Origin of the sequence: Microbacterium sp. T32 (assembly GCF_001619615.1) — a bacterium.
GTDB lineage: Bacteria > Actinomycetota > Actinomycetes > Actinomycetales > Microbacteriaceae > Microbacterium.
In genome coordinates, this window is the sequence record NZ_LQQP01000002.1 from 67,563 (window position 1) to 83,411 (window position 15,849).

The 15,849-nt window shown below is 70.9% G+C and carries 10 protein-coding genes; all 10 read left to right on the top strand.

Translation table 11 applies throughout. The features are described from left to right. Positions 1–164 precede the first annotated feature (164 nt). The 10 genes from AVW09_RS01150 (at position 165) to AVW09_RS01195 (ending at position 15,723) form a co-directional block, all read left to right on the top strand. Positions 165–2,870: a DNA polymerase III subunit gamma and tau gene (locus tag AVW09_RS01150; protein WP_063256271.1), complete on the top strand. Its 2,706-nt coding sequence runs from the start codon at positions 165–167 to the stop codon at positions 2,868–2,870. Continuing rightward, entirely contained in the window at positions 2,870–3,463 is a 594-nt protein-coding gene (recR, locus tag AVW09_RS01155) for a recombination mediator RecR (protein WP_022877805.1), read from the top strand. Before AVW09_RS01150 ends, recR begins: the two co-directional genes overlap by 1 nt. A 185-nt stretch (positions 3,464–3,648) precedes the next feature. Then, the gene (locus tag AVW09_RS01160; protein WP_156495916.1) at positions 3,649–4,185 is read left to right on the top strand and encodes a hypothetical protein; all 537 of its coding nucleotides are present in this window, start codon (positions 3,649–3,651) and stop codon (positions 4,183–4,185) included. Between the two features lie 7 nt (positions 4,186–4,192). After that, positions 4,193–5,851: a serine/threonine protein kinase gene (locus tag AVW09_RS01165; RefSeq protein ID WP_063256273.1), complete on the top strand. Its 1,659-nt coding sequence runs from the start codon at positions 4,193–4,195 to the stop codon at positions 5,849–5,851. 250 nt (positions 5,852–6,101) lie between these two features. After that, positions 6,102–7,121 (top strand): phosphate ABC transporter permease subunit PstC, encoded by a 1,020-nt coding sequence (gene pstC, locus AVW09_RS01170; RefSeq protein ID WP_063256274.1) that lies wholly within the window; start codon positions 6,102–6,104, stop codon positions 7,119–7,121. Beyond that, on the top strand, positions 7,121–8,461 hold the full coding sequence (gene pstA / locus AVW09_RS01175; protein ID WP_082822744.1) for a phosphate ABC transporter permease PstA: 1,341 nt from the start codon (positions 7,121–7,123) through the stop codon (positions 8,459–8,461). The genes pstC and pstA overlap by 1 nt, the downstream gene beginning before the upstream one ends. Beyond that, positions 8,458–10,071, top strand: coding sequence for a phosphate ABC transporter substrate-binding protein PstS (gene pstS / locus AVW09_RS01180; protein ID WP_063256275.1), 1,614 nt, complete (start codon positions 8,458–8,460; stop codon positions 10,069–10,071). Before pstA ends, pstS begins: the two co-directional genes overlap by 4 nt. 155 nt (positions 10,072–10,226) lie before the next feature. Further along, the gene (locus AVW09_RS01185) at positions 10,227–12,869 is read left to right on the top strand and encodes a hypothetical protein (RefSeq protein WP_063256276.1); all 2,643 of its coding nucleotides are present in this window, start codon (positions 10,227–10,229) and stop codon (positions 12,867–12,869) included. Between the two features lie 62 nt (positions 12,870–12,931). Continuing rightward, on the top strand, positions 12,932–14,098 hold the full coding sequence (locus AVW09_RS01190) for a hypothetical protein (RefSeq protein ID WP_063256277.1): 1,167 nt from the start codon (positions 12,932–12,934) through the stop codon (positions 14,096–14,098). A gap of 32 nt (positions 14,099–14,130) precedes the next feature. Continuing rightward, positions 14,131–15,723: an Ig domain-containing protein gene (locus tag AVW09_RS01195; protein WP_063256278.1), complete on the top strand. Its 1,593-nt coding sequence runs from the start codon at positions 14,131–14,133 to the stop codon at positions 15,721–15,723. Positions 15,724–15,849 lie beyond the last annotated feature (126 nt).

Below are 15,849 nucleotides of genomic sequence, written 5' to 3' on the forward strand. Positions count from 1 at the left end.
GCGGAGGAGATTCGGGGAGGGGAGGATGCCAGGGCCCGGTGTGGTCCTCCCTTCCCGGATTCTCCTCCGCTCGGTGTGCGGAACGGGGGCTGGGCGCCGGGCTGGGCACCCGGGCGGGGGAGAGCGCCGGACGCGATGTCGGTGGCACGCCGTAGGCTGGGGGAGTGACGACAGCACTGTACCGCCGCTACCGCCCGCAGGCGTTCGGCGAGATGATCGGGCAGTCGCAGGTGACCGAGCCGCTGATGACCGCCCTCCGGAGTGACCGGGTCGGGCACGCCTATCTTTTCTCGGGGCCGCGCGGCTGCGGCAAGACGACCTCGGCCCGTATTCTCGCGCGCTGCCTCAACTGCGCGCAGGGTCCGACCGACACTCCGTGCGGTGAGTGCGACAGCTGCGTGGAGCTCGGCCGCGGCGGCGGCGGGTCGCTCGACGTCGTCGAGATCGACGCCGCGAGCCACAACGGTGTCGACGACGCGCGCGACCTGCGCGAGCGCGCGATCTTCGCCCCCGCGCGCGACCGGTTCAAGATCTTCATCCTCGACGAAGCGCACATGGTCACGCAGCAGGGCTTCAACGCGCTGCTCAAGCTCGTCGAAGAGCCCCCGGCGCACGTCAAGTTCATCTTCGCCACGACCGAGCCCGAGAAGGTGCTCGGTACCATCCGCTCGCGCACGCACCACTATCCGTTCCGTCTCGTGCCGCCCGCCGCGATGCTCGAGTACGTGCAGGAGCTCTGCGAGAGCGAGGGCGTCGCCGTCGAGGCGGGGGTCCTGCCGCTCGTGGTGCGCGCCGGTGGCGGGTCGCCGCGCGACACGCTGTCGCTGCTCGACCAGCTCATCGCCGGTTCGGATCGGGATGCCGATGACCACGTGCTCGTGAACTACGAGCGCGCCGTGGCGCTTCTGGGCTACACCCACTCCGAGCTGCTCGACGAGGTCGTCGACGCGTTCGCCGCGCTCGACGGCGCCGCAGCCTTCGCCGCGGTCGACCGCGTGGTGCAGACCGGTCAGGATCCTCGACGGTTCGTCGACGACCTGCTCGAGCGCCTGCGCGACCTCATCGTCGTCGCAGCCACCGGGGCCGGTGCCTCCGCCGTGCTGCGCGGTGTCCCCGATGACGAGCTCGAGCGCATGGCGCGTCAGGCCACGGCTTTCGGCGTCGCGCGACTGTCGCGGACCGCCGACCTCGTGGTCGCGGCGCTCGACGAGATGACCGGGGCCACCTCTCCGCGTCTGCAGCTCGAGCTGCTCGTCGCCCGCGTGCTCACGCACGCGGGGGTGTCTCAGGGCGTCGCGCCCGCCGCCGCTCCCGCGCACGCCGCCGAGCACGCGGCTGCGGCTGCGCGAACGCCCGCGCCGTCGGCCCCGGTGGCCGCTCCCGCGGTCGCGTCGCCGGGAATCGCGTCGCCCGGAGTCGCTTCGCCGCGGGGTGGTTCGGCGGCTGCGGCCTCCCCGGCCGTCGCCACGCCGGGGATCGCGAGCCCCGGTACCGCATCGCCCGGCGCTGCCCCGACCGTGGCGTCGCCCGGCGCCGCCCCCGCGGTGGCCGCGCCGTCCGCCGCCCCCGCCGTCGCCGCACCGACGGTCCCCGCCGCCGCCGCACCCACGGTCGCGGCTCCGGGGGTGGCGTCTCCGTCCGCCGCCGCGCCGTCGGTACCCCGCGCTGAGGGGTCGTCGCCCACCGCTTCCCCCGTCGCCGCCCCGTCGCCGAGCCGCGCGGAGCCGCCGCTGGACGCGCCGTCCGATGACGATGCGCCGCCGCCGTTCGACGACGACGACGCCCCGCCGCCCTACGACGACGAGGACGCGCCGACCGGCGGCCCGGTGACCGCGGCCGCGAAGCCGGTCCAGACCGCGCCCGGGTCGCCCGCGCGGGCGGAGACCCCCGCCGCGGCGTCTCCGACGGAGACCCCCGCCGCCGCGGCATCCGCTCCGTCCGACCCGCACCCCTTCGACACCGCGCCCACCCCGGGCTCCGACGAGGCGTCCCCGCTCGAACCCGCAGCTCCGACGCCACCGGTGGCCCCCGTCGGTCCGCTCGAGCTCTCGCACGTGCGCGACGCGTGGCCCGAGGTGCTCGGCCAGCTCGAGGCGCTCAGCCGCTCGTCGTGGCTCGTGGTCTCGACGTCGTCGGTGCTCGCGTTCGATGACGACGTGCTGACGCTCGGTTTCCGTACCGCATCCGACCTCACGGCGTTCAAGACCCGCTCGGCGGACGGCGGACCCAGCGAAGACCTGCGTCGGGCGATTCAGGCGGTGCTCGGCATCCGGGTCAAGTACCTCGCGCGGCTCGACGGCGACGGCGGCCCCGGCGGCAGCGCGCCGCGCGGGCCTTCCGCCGGTCCCGACGGGGGCGCGCGAGCGACCCAGCAGGCCTCGGCGTCCCGCTCCTCGGCGCCCTACGCGTCGGCTTCCGTCACCGACTGGGCGGTCGCCCCGATCCCCGGCGCGGCCGCGGCACCCTCGGCATCCACGGCGCCCGCCGCCCTGCCGACCGCACCCGCCCGAGGCGCGGCGACCGCGACCGTCGCGCCGACTGCACAGGCCACCACCGCGCTCGCCGTCGACGAGGAGCCGGAGGAAGCCACCGTGCGCGCGATGCCGCGCATCGCCCCGCCCCCCTTCGAAGGAGCCGTCCTCCCCTCCGGCGACGTGGTCGCATCGGTCGCCGCCCCTGACGAGGTGGACGATGACGACGTCATCCCGCCGGCCGACGAGGTCGACCTCCCCGTTCCGCCGGTGATCGTTCCGCGCATGGCACCGCTCAGCGGGGGAGTGCAGCGGTACGGCGAGGCCGTGGTCCGCCAGATGCTCGGCGCGACCTACGTGCGCGATGAGCCCTACGAGCCCCCGACGAGGTTCAGCTGATGTACGACGGCATCGTCCAAGACCTCATCGACGAATTCGGTCGGCTCCCGGGCATCGGCCCGAAGTCGGCGCAGCGCATCGCGTTCCACATCCTGCAGTCGCCCACATTCGACGTGTCGCGGCTGTCGCAGCTCCTCGGCGAGGTGCGCGAAAAGGTGCGGTTCTGCGAGATCTGCGGCAACGTGTCCGAGCAGGACCGCTGCTCCATCTGCCGTGACCCCCGCCGCAACGAGACCCTCATCTGCGTCGTCGAGGACGCGAAGGACGTCGCCGCGATCGAGCGCACGCGTGAGTTCCGTGGGCTGTACCACGTGCTCGGCGGCGCCATCAGCCCCATCGCCGGCGTCGGTCCCGACGACCTGCGCATCACGCAGCTCATGCAGCGCCTCGCCGACGGCACGGTGCAAGAGGTGATCCTCGCGACGAACCCCAACCTCGAGGGCGAGGCGACGGCCACCTACCTCAGCCGCCTGCTGCACACCCTGGAGATCCGCGTCACCCGCCTGGCATCCGGTCTCCCGGTCGGCGGCGACCTCGAATACGCGGACGAAGTGACCCTCGGTCGCGCGTTCGAAGGGCGCCGCACGCTCTGACGCGAGAGCACACGACAGGGCGAAAACCGTCCGCTCGAGGGTGATCTCCGAGCGTTGACCCGTCGTGTACCGCTCGTTCATCCCCCGATGGATCGACGGCCACCGGGGGCGGCCATTTTCTTGCCTACGGACCGCAGCACGGGTGCCCGACCCACGAGCTCTGCGGACGTCAGACAGGGGTGCCCGTGAGCGAGACGCTCTCCGATCGCGCGGCGCGGCGTGGCCGGATCGTGTTCGACACCTTCCGTTCGGTCCACGATCCGCGCCTGGCCGCGTGGCTGCTCTTCCGGTCGCATCTGCTGCCGGAGTGGGCGATCACCGCCAGCAGCCTCAGCGAGTCCACGCCCGAGGCCGCCCTCACACCGTTGGGCGTCTTCGGGGTGTGGCGACTGCTCGCCACGAACAACCGGGAGCTCGGACGCTGCGCCCGCATCTTCGTCTCTCCACGTGCCGCCTTCGACGCCGTCGTCGCCGAGCAGGCGCGCGTCGACGAGATGACGGTGACCGCGGTGCGCGGCCCGCAGTCCACGACGCACGGGTGGGTGATCCGCCGCGGCGACCGCCCGATCCTCACCGCGGCGCGCTGGTACGAGTCGGCGAGTGAAGCGGCCGCGGCGGGGCGGGCCGCGACCACCGCGCTCGGAACGGCGACGATCGCGCAGGGCGTGAGCATCGGCACCGCCTCCGGTCGTCGCGCCCGCGTCGTGATGAACACCCCGTGACCGCCCGATGACCGCGGCATCCGGACTCATCGCCGGTCGGTTCCGTCTCGAGGGACTGCTCGGGTCCGGCGGGACCGCGTCGGTGTTCGCCGCGACCGACACTGTGCTCGACCGCCCGGTCGCGATCAAGCTGCTGCACCCGCACCTGTCCGAGAGCCCGGCGCTGCGCGAGGCATTCCTCGACGAAGCCCGCCGGACGGCCGCTGTCGCCCATCCCGGGATCGTCGAGGTCGTCGACGTCGGCACGTTCCAGGACGGCCCGGTGACGATCGCGTGGATCGCCCAGGAGCGTCTCGACGGCGTGACCCTCGCGGAACACGTCCAGGCGAACGGCCCCCTCGGGGCCTCCGCGACGCGGCGCATCGGAGTGATGCTCCTGCAGGCGCTCGAGGCCGCGCACGCCGTCGGGCTGGTGCACCGCGATGTCTCGCCCGCGAACGTCCTCGTCCGCTTCGACGGCGCGCAACCGGCTCGCGCCACGCTGCTCGACTTCGGGCTGGCGGATGCCGCGGGCCGGACGACGCGCGGGGACGACGTGCTGCGCAGCTCGACATCCGCGAGCGCCGGCGTGGTCGGGAATGCGCAGTACGCCTCGCCCGAACAGCTGCGGGGCGAGCCCGTCGGCGTGCCGGGCGATCTCTACCAGGTAGGCGGTCTGCTGTACTTCGCGCTGACCGGGCGGGCGCCGTTCGAGGGCGGAGACCGGGATGCCGTGGTGCAGGCGCAGCTGCACGCGCCGCCCCCGGTGGCCTCGGTGCGCGCCAGGGGGGTGTCGCCGGCGCTCGATCGCGTCCTCGTGCGCGCGATGCTCAAGGACCCCGCCGGACGGTTCGCCGACGCGGCGGAGATGCGCGCCGCGCTCGCGGCCACCGCGCCCGCGTCCGCTCCTGTCTCGGCGACCCGCGTGCTGCGGCCCGTCCCGGTTCCGAGGCCCGTCGTCGCGACGTCGACCGGCGCGGTCGCCGCGCCCGCGGCCGACGACGCCCCGACCGACCGCTCGCGGGGGGAAGGACCCGGATGGGCCGCGGCGATCGTGGTCGTCGCGCTCCTCGCCCTCGCCGCCGTGGCGGTTCCGCTCATGGCGTCCGCCGGGCGCAGCGAGCCGGGGGCCGCGCCGACCGCGACGGCGCCCTCCGCGAGCACGGCTCCGAGCGCGACGTCGAGCTCGTCTCCCACGCCGACGGCAGATGCCGGCGTGGTCGTCCCCGATCTCCGCTCCCTCCAGGACACGTTGGCGGCCATCCAGGCGGCGGGCCTCGTCGCCGGTCCCGTGACGACGCAGGACTCCCCGCTCCCCGCGGGCGCCGTCCTGTCGGCCGATCCGGCGGCCGGAACCACCGTGCCGCGCGGCACGACGGTGCGCCTGGTCGTGGCATCCGGGACGAATGCGATCCCGCCGATCGACGGATGGACATCGGCCGATGCCGACGCCGCGGTTCGCGCCGCGGGCTTCGTCACCGAGGCGGTGGCGACGATCTCCGACCGGCCCTCCGGGACCGTGATCGGTTCCGCCCCGGTCGCCGGGGCATCGGCGCAGGTCGGCTCGACCGTCCGACTGCTCGTGTCCACCGGCCGGCCCACAGTGCCCAGCCCCACCTTGACGCCGACGCCCACCCCGGTCCCGACCGCGACGCCGACCTCCACCCCGACCCCGGGAGCACCATGACCGCCAGCACCCCGCCGAGACGACGGCATCCCTCGTTCACCTCCCGGCCAGTCGGCGTGGGCGGTCCCTCCCGGCGGCGTTCACGACCCGGATCTACCGTCGCCAGTGTCGGCGACCCGAGCCGGCATCAGGGACTACGGGCGCCTCGCGTCGCCGGTCGTCCGGACATCGCCCCGGTGTCGGTCCGCCCGCGGAGGGCGACGACACGGTGCCTCTGCCCGACCTACCCGACGCGATTGACGGAGAGCGCATGACGGACACGACCACGGAGCTCCTCCCTCCTCGGACCGAGAAAGCGGCACCGGTCCGACGCTCGCTCAAGAGCCGCCCCGTGCAGGCCGATCGCGTCTTCCGCGTCGCGTCATACTCGGCGGGTTCCATCACCGTCGCGATCATGCTCGCGGTCGGCATCTTCCTCAGCCTGCGTGCGGGCGACGCGCTGAGCGTCGCAGGTCCGTCGTTCCTCACCACGCAGGACTGGTCGCCCGAGACGGGGACGTTCGGCGTCGCCGCGGTGCTGTTCGGCACCGTCACGATCGCCCTCATCGCGATGAGCATCTCGGTTCCGCTGGCCCTGGGGACGGCGCTCCTGATCAGCGAGATCGTGCCGCCGAGCTGGCGCTCGCTCCTCGTCACGCTGGTCGACCTCATGGCGGCCGTGCCGAGTGTCGTCTTCGGACTGTGGGGCGTGTTCTTCCTCCAGTCGGGAGTGATCCCGGTCGCCGAATGGATCTCGACGTACTTCTCGTGGATTCCGATCTTCGCGGTCACCGACCCGACCGGCGCTCGCCTGACCGACGCGGGTGCCTTCACGTCCTCGGCGTTCATCGCCGGCATCGTGGTGTCGCTCATGGTGGTGCCCACCCAGACCTCCGTCATGCGCGAGGCGTTCTCGCAGGCCCCGCTGGGCGAGCGTGAGGGGGCGCTGGCGCTCGGCTCCACTCGATGGGGCATGATCAAGGCCGTCGTCCTGCCGTTCGGCCGGGGCGGCATCATCGGCGGCACGATGCTGGGCCTCGGCCGGGCGCTCGGCGAGACCATCGCGGTCGTCATGATCATCTCGCCGATCTTCACGATCAACCCGCAGGTGCTGAAGACCGGCACGAACTCGGTGTCCGCGCTGATCGCGCTGCGCTACGGCGAGGCCAGCCAGTTCGGTCTGTCGGCGCTGATGGCGGCCGGTCTCGTCCTGTTCATCATCACGCTCATCGTCAACTTCACGGCATCCACGATCGTCGCGCGCAGCCGATCCGGAGCGGAGAGCAACTGATGGCCATCATCACTCCCGAGGCACCCCCGTCCGTCCCGAACGAAGACGACCCGGGCCCCGCCCGCACCGCGATCCCCGAGCGGCTCGGCGTCGTCGGCGAGCGCCGCGATCTGCGGACCGTGCCCTTCGGCGACCGCTTCGATCTCCTCGGCAGCATGGCGGCCGGCCTCGCGCTGTCGTCGCTGATGTTCTTCTGGCTTACGCCCATGACCGGCTACATCGGCTGGGCCGTGCTGTCGTTCATCGGCTTCCTCGGCATCTACGCGGTTCTCACCGCGCTCCGGTCGGACCGGCTCGCGATCAGTGAGCGCATCATGACGGCACTGTTCTACTCGGCCGGAGTGATTCTCCTCGGAGCCCTCACGTTCGTGGTGTTCTTCACCCTGTACCGAGGGATCGGAGCCCTCGTCCACCCCAACTTCTTCGTCGAGACGATGAAGCTCGCGGGCCCCCTCGATCCCCTCACGATGGGCGGAATCGCGCACGCGATCGTGGGCACGCTCATCCAGATCAGCATCGCTCTGATCATCACGATCCCCCTCGGTGTGACCACGGCCGTCTTCCTCAACGAGGTCGGCGGCCCGTTCGCCCGGTTCGTGCGGACGATCTCGGATGCCATGACCGCGTTGCCGTCGATCGTGGCGGGCCTCTTCGTCTACGCCGCCGTCATCACCCTCATCACCAACCAGCGTTCGGGCTTCGCCGCCTCGTTGGCGATCAGCGTCATGATGCTGCCCATCATCATCCGCGCGTCCGACGTGGTGCTCCGCCTCGTGCCGAACAACCTCCGCGAGGCCTCCTACGCCCTCGGCACCAGCCGATGGAAGACGGTGTGGAGCGTCGTGCTCCCGACCTCGCGCTCGGGCCTCGTGACGGCCGTCATCCTGGGCACCGCCCGCGGGATCGGTGAGACCTCCCCGGTGCTTCTGACCTCCGGCGTCACCGCGGAGATGAACCTGAACCCCTTCTCGGGGCCGATGATCTCGCTGCCCCTGCAGGTGTTCGACTTCGTCAAGTCGCCCGAGCCGAACATGATCGCGCGTGGCTTCGGTGCCGCAGCGACCCTCGTGCTCCTCGTGCTCACCCTCTTCATCGTCGCCCGTCTCATCGGTGGCCGGGGCCCCGGCCAGCTCTCCGGCCGTCAGCGCCGCGCCGCGGCGGCCGCGTCCGCCCGCGACCTGCAGCGGATCACCGGCGGATTCACCACCCCACCGACGACGCGCGCGGCACGGAAGATCCGAAAGCCCAAGGGCAAGCCGCCCACCGATCTCGAGTGGCGCCTCGCCGAGCGCGCCCTCACCAAGAAATCCGACACACCGTCCGAGGAGAACCCGTCGTGAAATCCCGTCCCCGCTGGGCCCGCCTCGCCGCGGCGCTCGCGGTCGTCTCCCTCGTCGCGCTGACGCCGGTGCCCGCGTACGCCGACGGATACGTCCCGATCTCCGGATCCGGCTCGACCTGGTCGCAGAACGCTCTCGACCAGTGGCGCAAGAACGTCGCGAGCAACTATGGCATCACCGTCAACTACTCGGGCACGGGGTCGAGCGCCGGGCGCACGGACTTCCGCAACAGCACCGTCGACTTCGCGATCAGCGAGATCCCCTTCCAGGCGAACCCGGAAGACAACTCGGCGCCCGAGACGACGTTCAGTGACGGCACGCCGCTGCAGGGCAAGTTCGCCTACATGCCCATCGTCGCGGGTGGTACGTCCCTGATGTACAACCTCAAGATCGGCGGCAAGCGCGTGACGAACCTCCGCCTCTCCGGCGAGGTGATCGCCAAGATCTTCACCGGTCAGATCTCGAAGTGGAACGACCCCGCGATCCAGGCCGACAATCCCGCCCTCGCGATGCCCGACCGCTCGATCACCCCCGTCTACCGCTCGGACGGTTCGGGAACGAGCGCGCAGTTCACCCTCTGGATGTCGAAGCAGTACGGCAACATCTGGACGCAGGGCATGCGATCGCAGTTCCCCCAGATCAACGCGTCGTTCAAGGGCCAGAACGGGTCGCTCGGCGTGGCCGGGTACGTCAGCCAGGACTACGGCGAGGGAGCCATCACGTACGTCGAGTACTCCTACGCGATGAAGTCGGGTTTCCCCGTCGTGAAGGTGCTCAACAAGGCGGGCTACTACGTCGAGCCGACCTATCAGTCGGTCGCGGTGGCGTTGATGGCGGCGCAGATCAACCCGGACCTCACGCAGAACCTCGACGGCGTGTACAACAATTCCGACCCGCGCACGTATCCGATGTCGAGCTACTCGTACATGATCGTCCCCACGGTGACGAACAAGGTCTTCACGGCGGAGAAGGGCAAGACGCTCAGCCGCTTCGCGAACTACATGCTGTGCGAAGGCCAGCAGCAGGCGGCGGCTCTCGGCTACTCGCCGCTGCCGATGAACCTGGTGCAGGCCGGTTCCGACGTGCTGAAGTCCATTCCGGGCACCGAAGGCCCCGTCGACTTCAACCAGTGCAACAACCCCACGTTCAAGCCGGGCGACTCGCCCAACAACAACCAGCTCGCGGCATCGGCGCCCAACCCTGCCGACTGCGACAAGCAGGGCCCGACGCAGTGCGTCGAGGGCACCGGTGGGGCACCGGATTCGACCCCGGCCACCGGGTCCGGGGGCGTGTCGTCGGGTGCCGGCAGCAGCGCCGCCGCCGCGGCGGCCGCGGGCGGGGGAGCGGCGGGAGCCGCCGGTGCCGCCGCCGGGAGCGCGGACGCCGCCGCGGGCGACGCCGGGGCGCCCGTATACGACGCCAACGGCCAGCTCGTCTCGGGCGGTGGCGGGTCGGCCAACGCCGCCGTATCGTCGCCGTTCACGTTGGCGGAAGACCCGTGGGGTCTGCCGCAGAACCTGATGCTCGTCGCGGCACTTCTCGTCGTCGCGGCGATCCTCATCCCGCCCGTGGTGAGTCGGCGCTCCGGCGCGCGAACGAACCGTCGGTGACGAAGGACGCCGCGCCCGGCGCTTCGCTCGAAGCGTTCCCGTCCGCAGCACACCGTGGGGGTACCTCGTTGACGTCACGTTCATCGCGGCGTCACCTCCGCACTTTTAGCTCATCGAGGGTGCCAAGCCACCCGCAGATCCGAAGGACTTCACCCGTGCCTGATCTCCGTGAGCGCAACGACGCCGGGGCTCCCGCGACCCGTTCGCGAAGCCGTCGCCGGGCCGCCGACCGCCGGCGGACCGGCGCGGGCTCGCGTCGCACGCGCAGCGTTCTCGTCTCCGTGGTCTCGGGTCTGGCCGCCGCGGTCAGCGTCTTCGCGCTCGTCTCGGGGGGAGTGGTGACGGGCGGACAGTCCGCCGCTGCTGCGACCTCCTCCGCGGTCACCGTCACGGCCAAGCAGCAGGACGCGGAGCTGTCCACGGCGCCGATGCCCGATCTGTCGGTCTCGGTGTCCCAGACGCGGAACCTGGTCGCGCAGGGCATCCGGCTCGACTGGACCGGCGGCAAGAAGTCGACGGCTCCCTCCGCGGGCGGCAACGGCGGCGAGAACTTCCTGCAGATCTTCATGTGCTGGGGCGACGACCCCAAGAACACTCAGCGGCCCGACCGTACGACCTGCCAGTACGGCGGGGCGGGCAGCGTCGGCGCCACGCGCGACAACTACCGCAACTACACCTCGATCGACCAGGTGCCGGCCGCGGACGTGGAGTACACCGCGCCGGGATCCTTCATCTTCCCGCCGTACACGTCGATCCCCTTCATCGCTCGCGACGGGACGCGCGTCGACTCGATCAAGCGCGACCCGGCGACCGGCAAGAAGACGATCGACTCGTCGGTCGACGTCAACAGCAACCAGTTCTTCACCTCCTACACGACGAACGAGATCCCGTGGGTCGGCTCCGGCGACGACGGCAAGGGGTCGGTCACGTTCGAGGTGCAGACCGCGGTCCAGTCCAACGGACTCGGCTGCGGCACCCCCGTGACGACGGCCGGCGTGACGGTCGGCGCGTCGTGCTGGCTCGTGATCCTGCCCCGCGGTACCTCTGACAACGGCTCGACGAACATCACGCAGTCGGGGCTCTTCGCCGAGTCCTGGCAGCACGCCCTGTCGGTGAAGCTCGACTTCACGCCGGTGGGAACGGGCTGCCCCTCCGGTCAGGTCGAGCGTCAGATCCAGGGCAGCGAGCTCGCCGCCCTCGCGGTCGCCTCCTGGCAGCCCGTGGTCTGCACCCAGAAGGGCGGGTCGGTCTACTCGCTCATCACGAGCGCGGAATCCGACGCCCTCCTCTCTGCCACGAAGGACCCGAAGGCACCGCTCGCGTTGACCAGCTACGCGCTGTCGACCGACGGCAAGGACCCCCTGACGTACGCGCCGGTCGCCCTGAGCGGAGTGTCCATCTCGGTCGCGATCGACCGGCTGCCGAACCCGAACGACAAGACCGTTCCCCAGGAGTGGAAGGACAAGGCGCGCACGCCTTTCCAGAACGTCAACCTGACGCCGCGCCTGCTCGCCAAACTCCTCAGCTACTCGTACCGCTCGTCGATCCCGACCGGCGCCGACCAGGCGTACCTCAAGGGGACGAATGAGTACAACATCACGCACGACCCGGACTTCCTCGCGGTGAACGACCCGGAATGGGCGGCGCAGGACCTCCAGGGCCTCGCGATCGCAGACATCATGGTTCCCCAGGGGCGGTCGGATGCCGCCCGCGCGGTGTGGAAGTACATCTCGTCCGACAAGGATGCGATGGACTTCCTGGCGAGCAAGCCCGACCCGTGGGGGATGATCGTCAACCCGTGGTACTCCACGGACCCCGAGATCAACCCGACCAAGGTCCCGTTCTCGCTGAACCGGGACGACTTCCCCAAGGCCGACCCCGTCGAAGTGGTCCCCGCGAACCAGGCCCCCATCAACCTGGTGACCTGGCGTCCGTACGCCAACGATCTCTCGACGATCGCCTACCTCACGCTGCGCGGCGACGGTCAGGGTCCGGGACCGTGGGATCCGAACTCCGTGCCCCCGAAGTACGGCAAGAGCTCCCGTATGCTGCCGGGCAGCCAGCGCCTGCTGGGCCTGACGAGCGCCGCCGCCGCGGCCCGCTACCAGGTCATCACGGCGTCGTTGCGCAACCCCGCGGGGAAGTTCACCACGGCCACGAGTGAGTCGATGCGTGCCGCTGCCGACGTCATGACTCCTGCGGGCGGCGGGGATCGGGTCGTCGCCTTCGATCCGACGTCGTCGGTCGCGGTCGGCGCCACCAAGGCCTACCCGCTCACGATGCCCGTGTACGCGGCGGCCAATGCGAGGACGGGCGACGCGACCCTGCGGGCGACCTACGCGGATCTGGTCCGGTTCGCCGTCGGGACCCAGGCCCAGACCCCGGGGACCGCGGCGGGGGAATTGCCCGACGGTTACGTCCCGCTCCCGTCCACATGGGTGGAGCAGGCGAAGGAGGCGGCGGACATCATGCAGAACGGTCCGAAGCCCACACCCACTCCCACGCCCTCCCAGGAACCGTACGTCCCGACTCCGCAGGTCGCCGCACCCGTGGGAGCCGTCCCGGTGAACAACGTCGCGGCACCCGCCGCGGCGGCTCCGGCAGCGCCTTCTTCCGCGTCCGACTCGGCCCCGACCGCCGCGACCGGCGCGTCCAGCGGTGCCCTCGCCGGCGGCAAGACCCCGGACGATCCCGACGGCGGCGCCATCGGCGCCGCTCTGCCCCTCAGCGTGCTGGCAGGTCTGCTCAGCGCGGTGGGGGTGCCCCTGATCACCCGTCTCAGAAGACGGGTTACCTGAAGCCTGCACCCGCTGGCTTCGCTGCAATACCCCACCCTCTGCACCCGAAAAGACAGGAAGAAATGAAGCTCAAGCGAATCGTCGCGTTCGGCGCGGCTGTTGGCGTCGCGCTGGCCGGCGCCGGCATGGCGTCGGCGGCCAACGCCGACCCGATCACGGACGGTTACTCGATCGTCGGTTCTGACACCCTGCAGGACGCCGTCAGCGCCCTCGCGAACGGCACCACCATCACCGGCGCGTCGGTGAAGGTGTCCGGTAGCGGCAAGTCGCTGGCATCCTGGGATGCCTTCACGCTCGGCGTCGCCGGCGGCGTCGGCAGCATCCAGACCAAGGCCTTCGGCCCGGTCTTCGACCGTCCCAACGGTTCGGGCGCCGGTCGTAACGCGCTCATCGCCTCCGTCGGTGGCGTGAGCGGCTCGGCCTTCACCTACAACACGGTCAACGTCAAGGACCAGGTCGACCTCGCCCGCAGCTCGTCGGTCGGCGGCACGGCCGGCACGCTCCTGACGTACGTTCCGTTCGGTCAGGACGCCATCGGTTACGCCTTCAAGCTCGGCAACGCCACCGGCGGTGCCGACGCGGCGGCCGCGACCAACGCGATCAACGACCTGACCAAGGACCAGCTGACCAGCATCTACTCGGCGACGTCCACCTCGTCGGCGAGCGCTGTCCTGTCCGGCACCGGCTTCACGCTCAAGCCGCTCGGCCTCCAGTCGAGCTCGGGAACGTGGACCACCTTCCTCGGCAAGATCGGCCTCAGCACCACCACGCTCGGTGCCGCGGTCGACACGCGCAGCAACTCGATCCCCGAGAACGACGGTCGTGTCCTCACGCCCGCCGACAACGAGATCCAGATCATCCCGCTCTCCGTCGCCAACTACATCGGTCAGTCCAACGGCGCCGCGCGCATCAACACCTTCTCGGGTGTCTCGGTGGGCGCCATCGGTGGCGTGGCCGCCTTCACGGGTACCGCTCCGTCCCTCGTTCCCAGCACGAGCTACTACAACAGCGCCGACTGGGGTCGCACGGTCTACATCGTGGTCCCGACCGCCAAGATCACCAGCGACAACGCGGCGTACGACGCCGGTGTCGCCGCTCTGGTCAACTCCTCCTCCACCACGAGCCTCACCTACTGGGGCGCTTCGGGTTCGCCGACCACGACCAAGGCCGTCAAGGCCAAGTTCGGTTTCAGCGCTCCCACCGGCACCGTCGTCACCCGCAACAACTGACCCTGACAAACGAGAAAGAGAAAACAGCTCACATGAAGATCTCGCTCGCGAAGCGCGGCATCCTCGGCCTCGGTGCCGTCGTGACCGCCGCTGCGCTGTCGATCGTCCCCGCCGCCACGGCGTCGGCCGCGATCGTCCCGACGGTGGGTTCGGCCCACCCGGTCTACCTGCTCTCGGACCTCGACGGCACGCAGATCCCTGCCGGCACGGTGCTCGGTTGGAACGACTCGGCGCTGTTCTCGCCGGACCCCAGCGATGAGGACTACAACAGCTTCTTCGCCGTTCCGGCCAACACCGGCCAGGTCCGCAAGTTCCTGTCGCCCCGTGGCCAGGAGGCCAACGTCAACGCGTGGAACGCCTACGGTCCTCTCGGCCTGACGCCCAGCGGCATCCTGCTGCCGAACGCCATGCCCAGCGGCAACACCAGCGCCGGCCTCGGTACGCCCTCGGGCAGCTCCGCGGTCGCGCAGGCCGGTGGCGACTACTCGCTCGGTATCGCGTTCTTCAACGGCAACCAGGTGCTCGAGGTCGACTTCGTGTACATCACGGTCACGGCCAACCCGCGCCCCGAGCTGGCGACCTGGACGTTCGCGACGCCGACGGCGCCCGCGACGGCTCCGACGGTCACCACCACGGCGCTCAACTCCCTGACGGTCGGCACCGCGTTCTCGCAGACCCTCACCGCTGACGGCACCGCGCCGATCACGTGGTCGGTCAAGTCGGGCACGTCGCTCCCCGCCGGTCTCGCGCTCGACGCCGCGACCGGTGTCGTCTCGGGTACGCCCACCACGGCGGGCGCCTACAACGTGACGCTCGTCGCGACCAACAGCGCCGGCTCCGCGGAGAAGGCCTTCTCGGGCACCGTCTCGGCTCCGGCCCCGACCGCGCCGACCAAGCCGGCCGGCTCGGACGCCAACCAGGTCACGATCACGGCCCCCGCCAAGGGCGCCACGACCGTCACGGTTCCCGCCGGTATCGCCAACGCCAACAAGACGCTGACGGCGTGGGCCTGGTCCGACCCGACCAACCTCGGCAACGTCACGACCGACGCCAACGGCAACGCCGTCGTCGACATCACGAGCCTCCCCGCCGGTGACCACACCGTCGCCCTCACCCTCCCGGGTGACGGCACGTTCGCCGTCCAGGCGTGGGGCACGTTCTCGAAGGTCTCCGCTGCCGGTGACACCCTCACCGACTCGGTCGACCTGACCGCCGCCGTGACCGCGAGCGACCTGTGGTCGCTCAACGCCGAGGCCACCAAGGTCGACTTCGGTAATGTCGCGCGCAACACGAGCGTCACCAAGAAGCTCGGCAAGGTCACCGTCGTCGACGACCGCAACGTCCTCAAGGGGTGGAACCTCACCGCCTCCGTGAGCGACTTCAAGAACGCGGCCAACGACGTCATCCCCGCCACCGCCCTCACCGTGGCGCCCGACTTCTACGCCGGCTACACCCCGGTTGCGGGCATCACGAAGGGCACCGGCACCCAGCTGGCGTCCTCCACGGCCGTCTCGACGCTCACCACGGGTGCGCTCTTCGACGCCGACCTCACCTTCCAGGCTCCCAAGGACGCCCAGGCCGGTGAGTACAACTCGACCCTGACCGTCACCCTCACCTCGAAGTGAGCTGACGTCCGGATCATCCGGCAGTAACCCGTGTGGGGGGACCGAACCCGGTCTCCCCACACGGTGCGTCCGGCCCGCGAGGGCCGCGACGACACAGCTCCGATCCCCTCGGATCAGCCCTCGTTC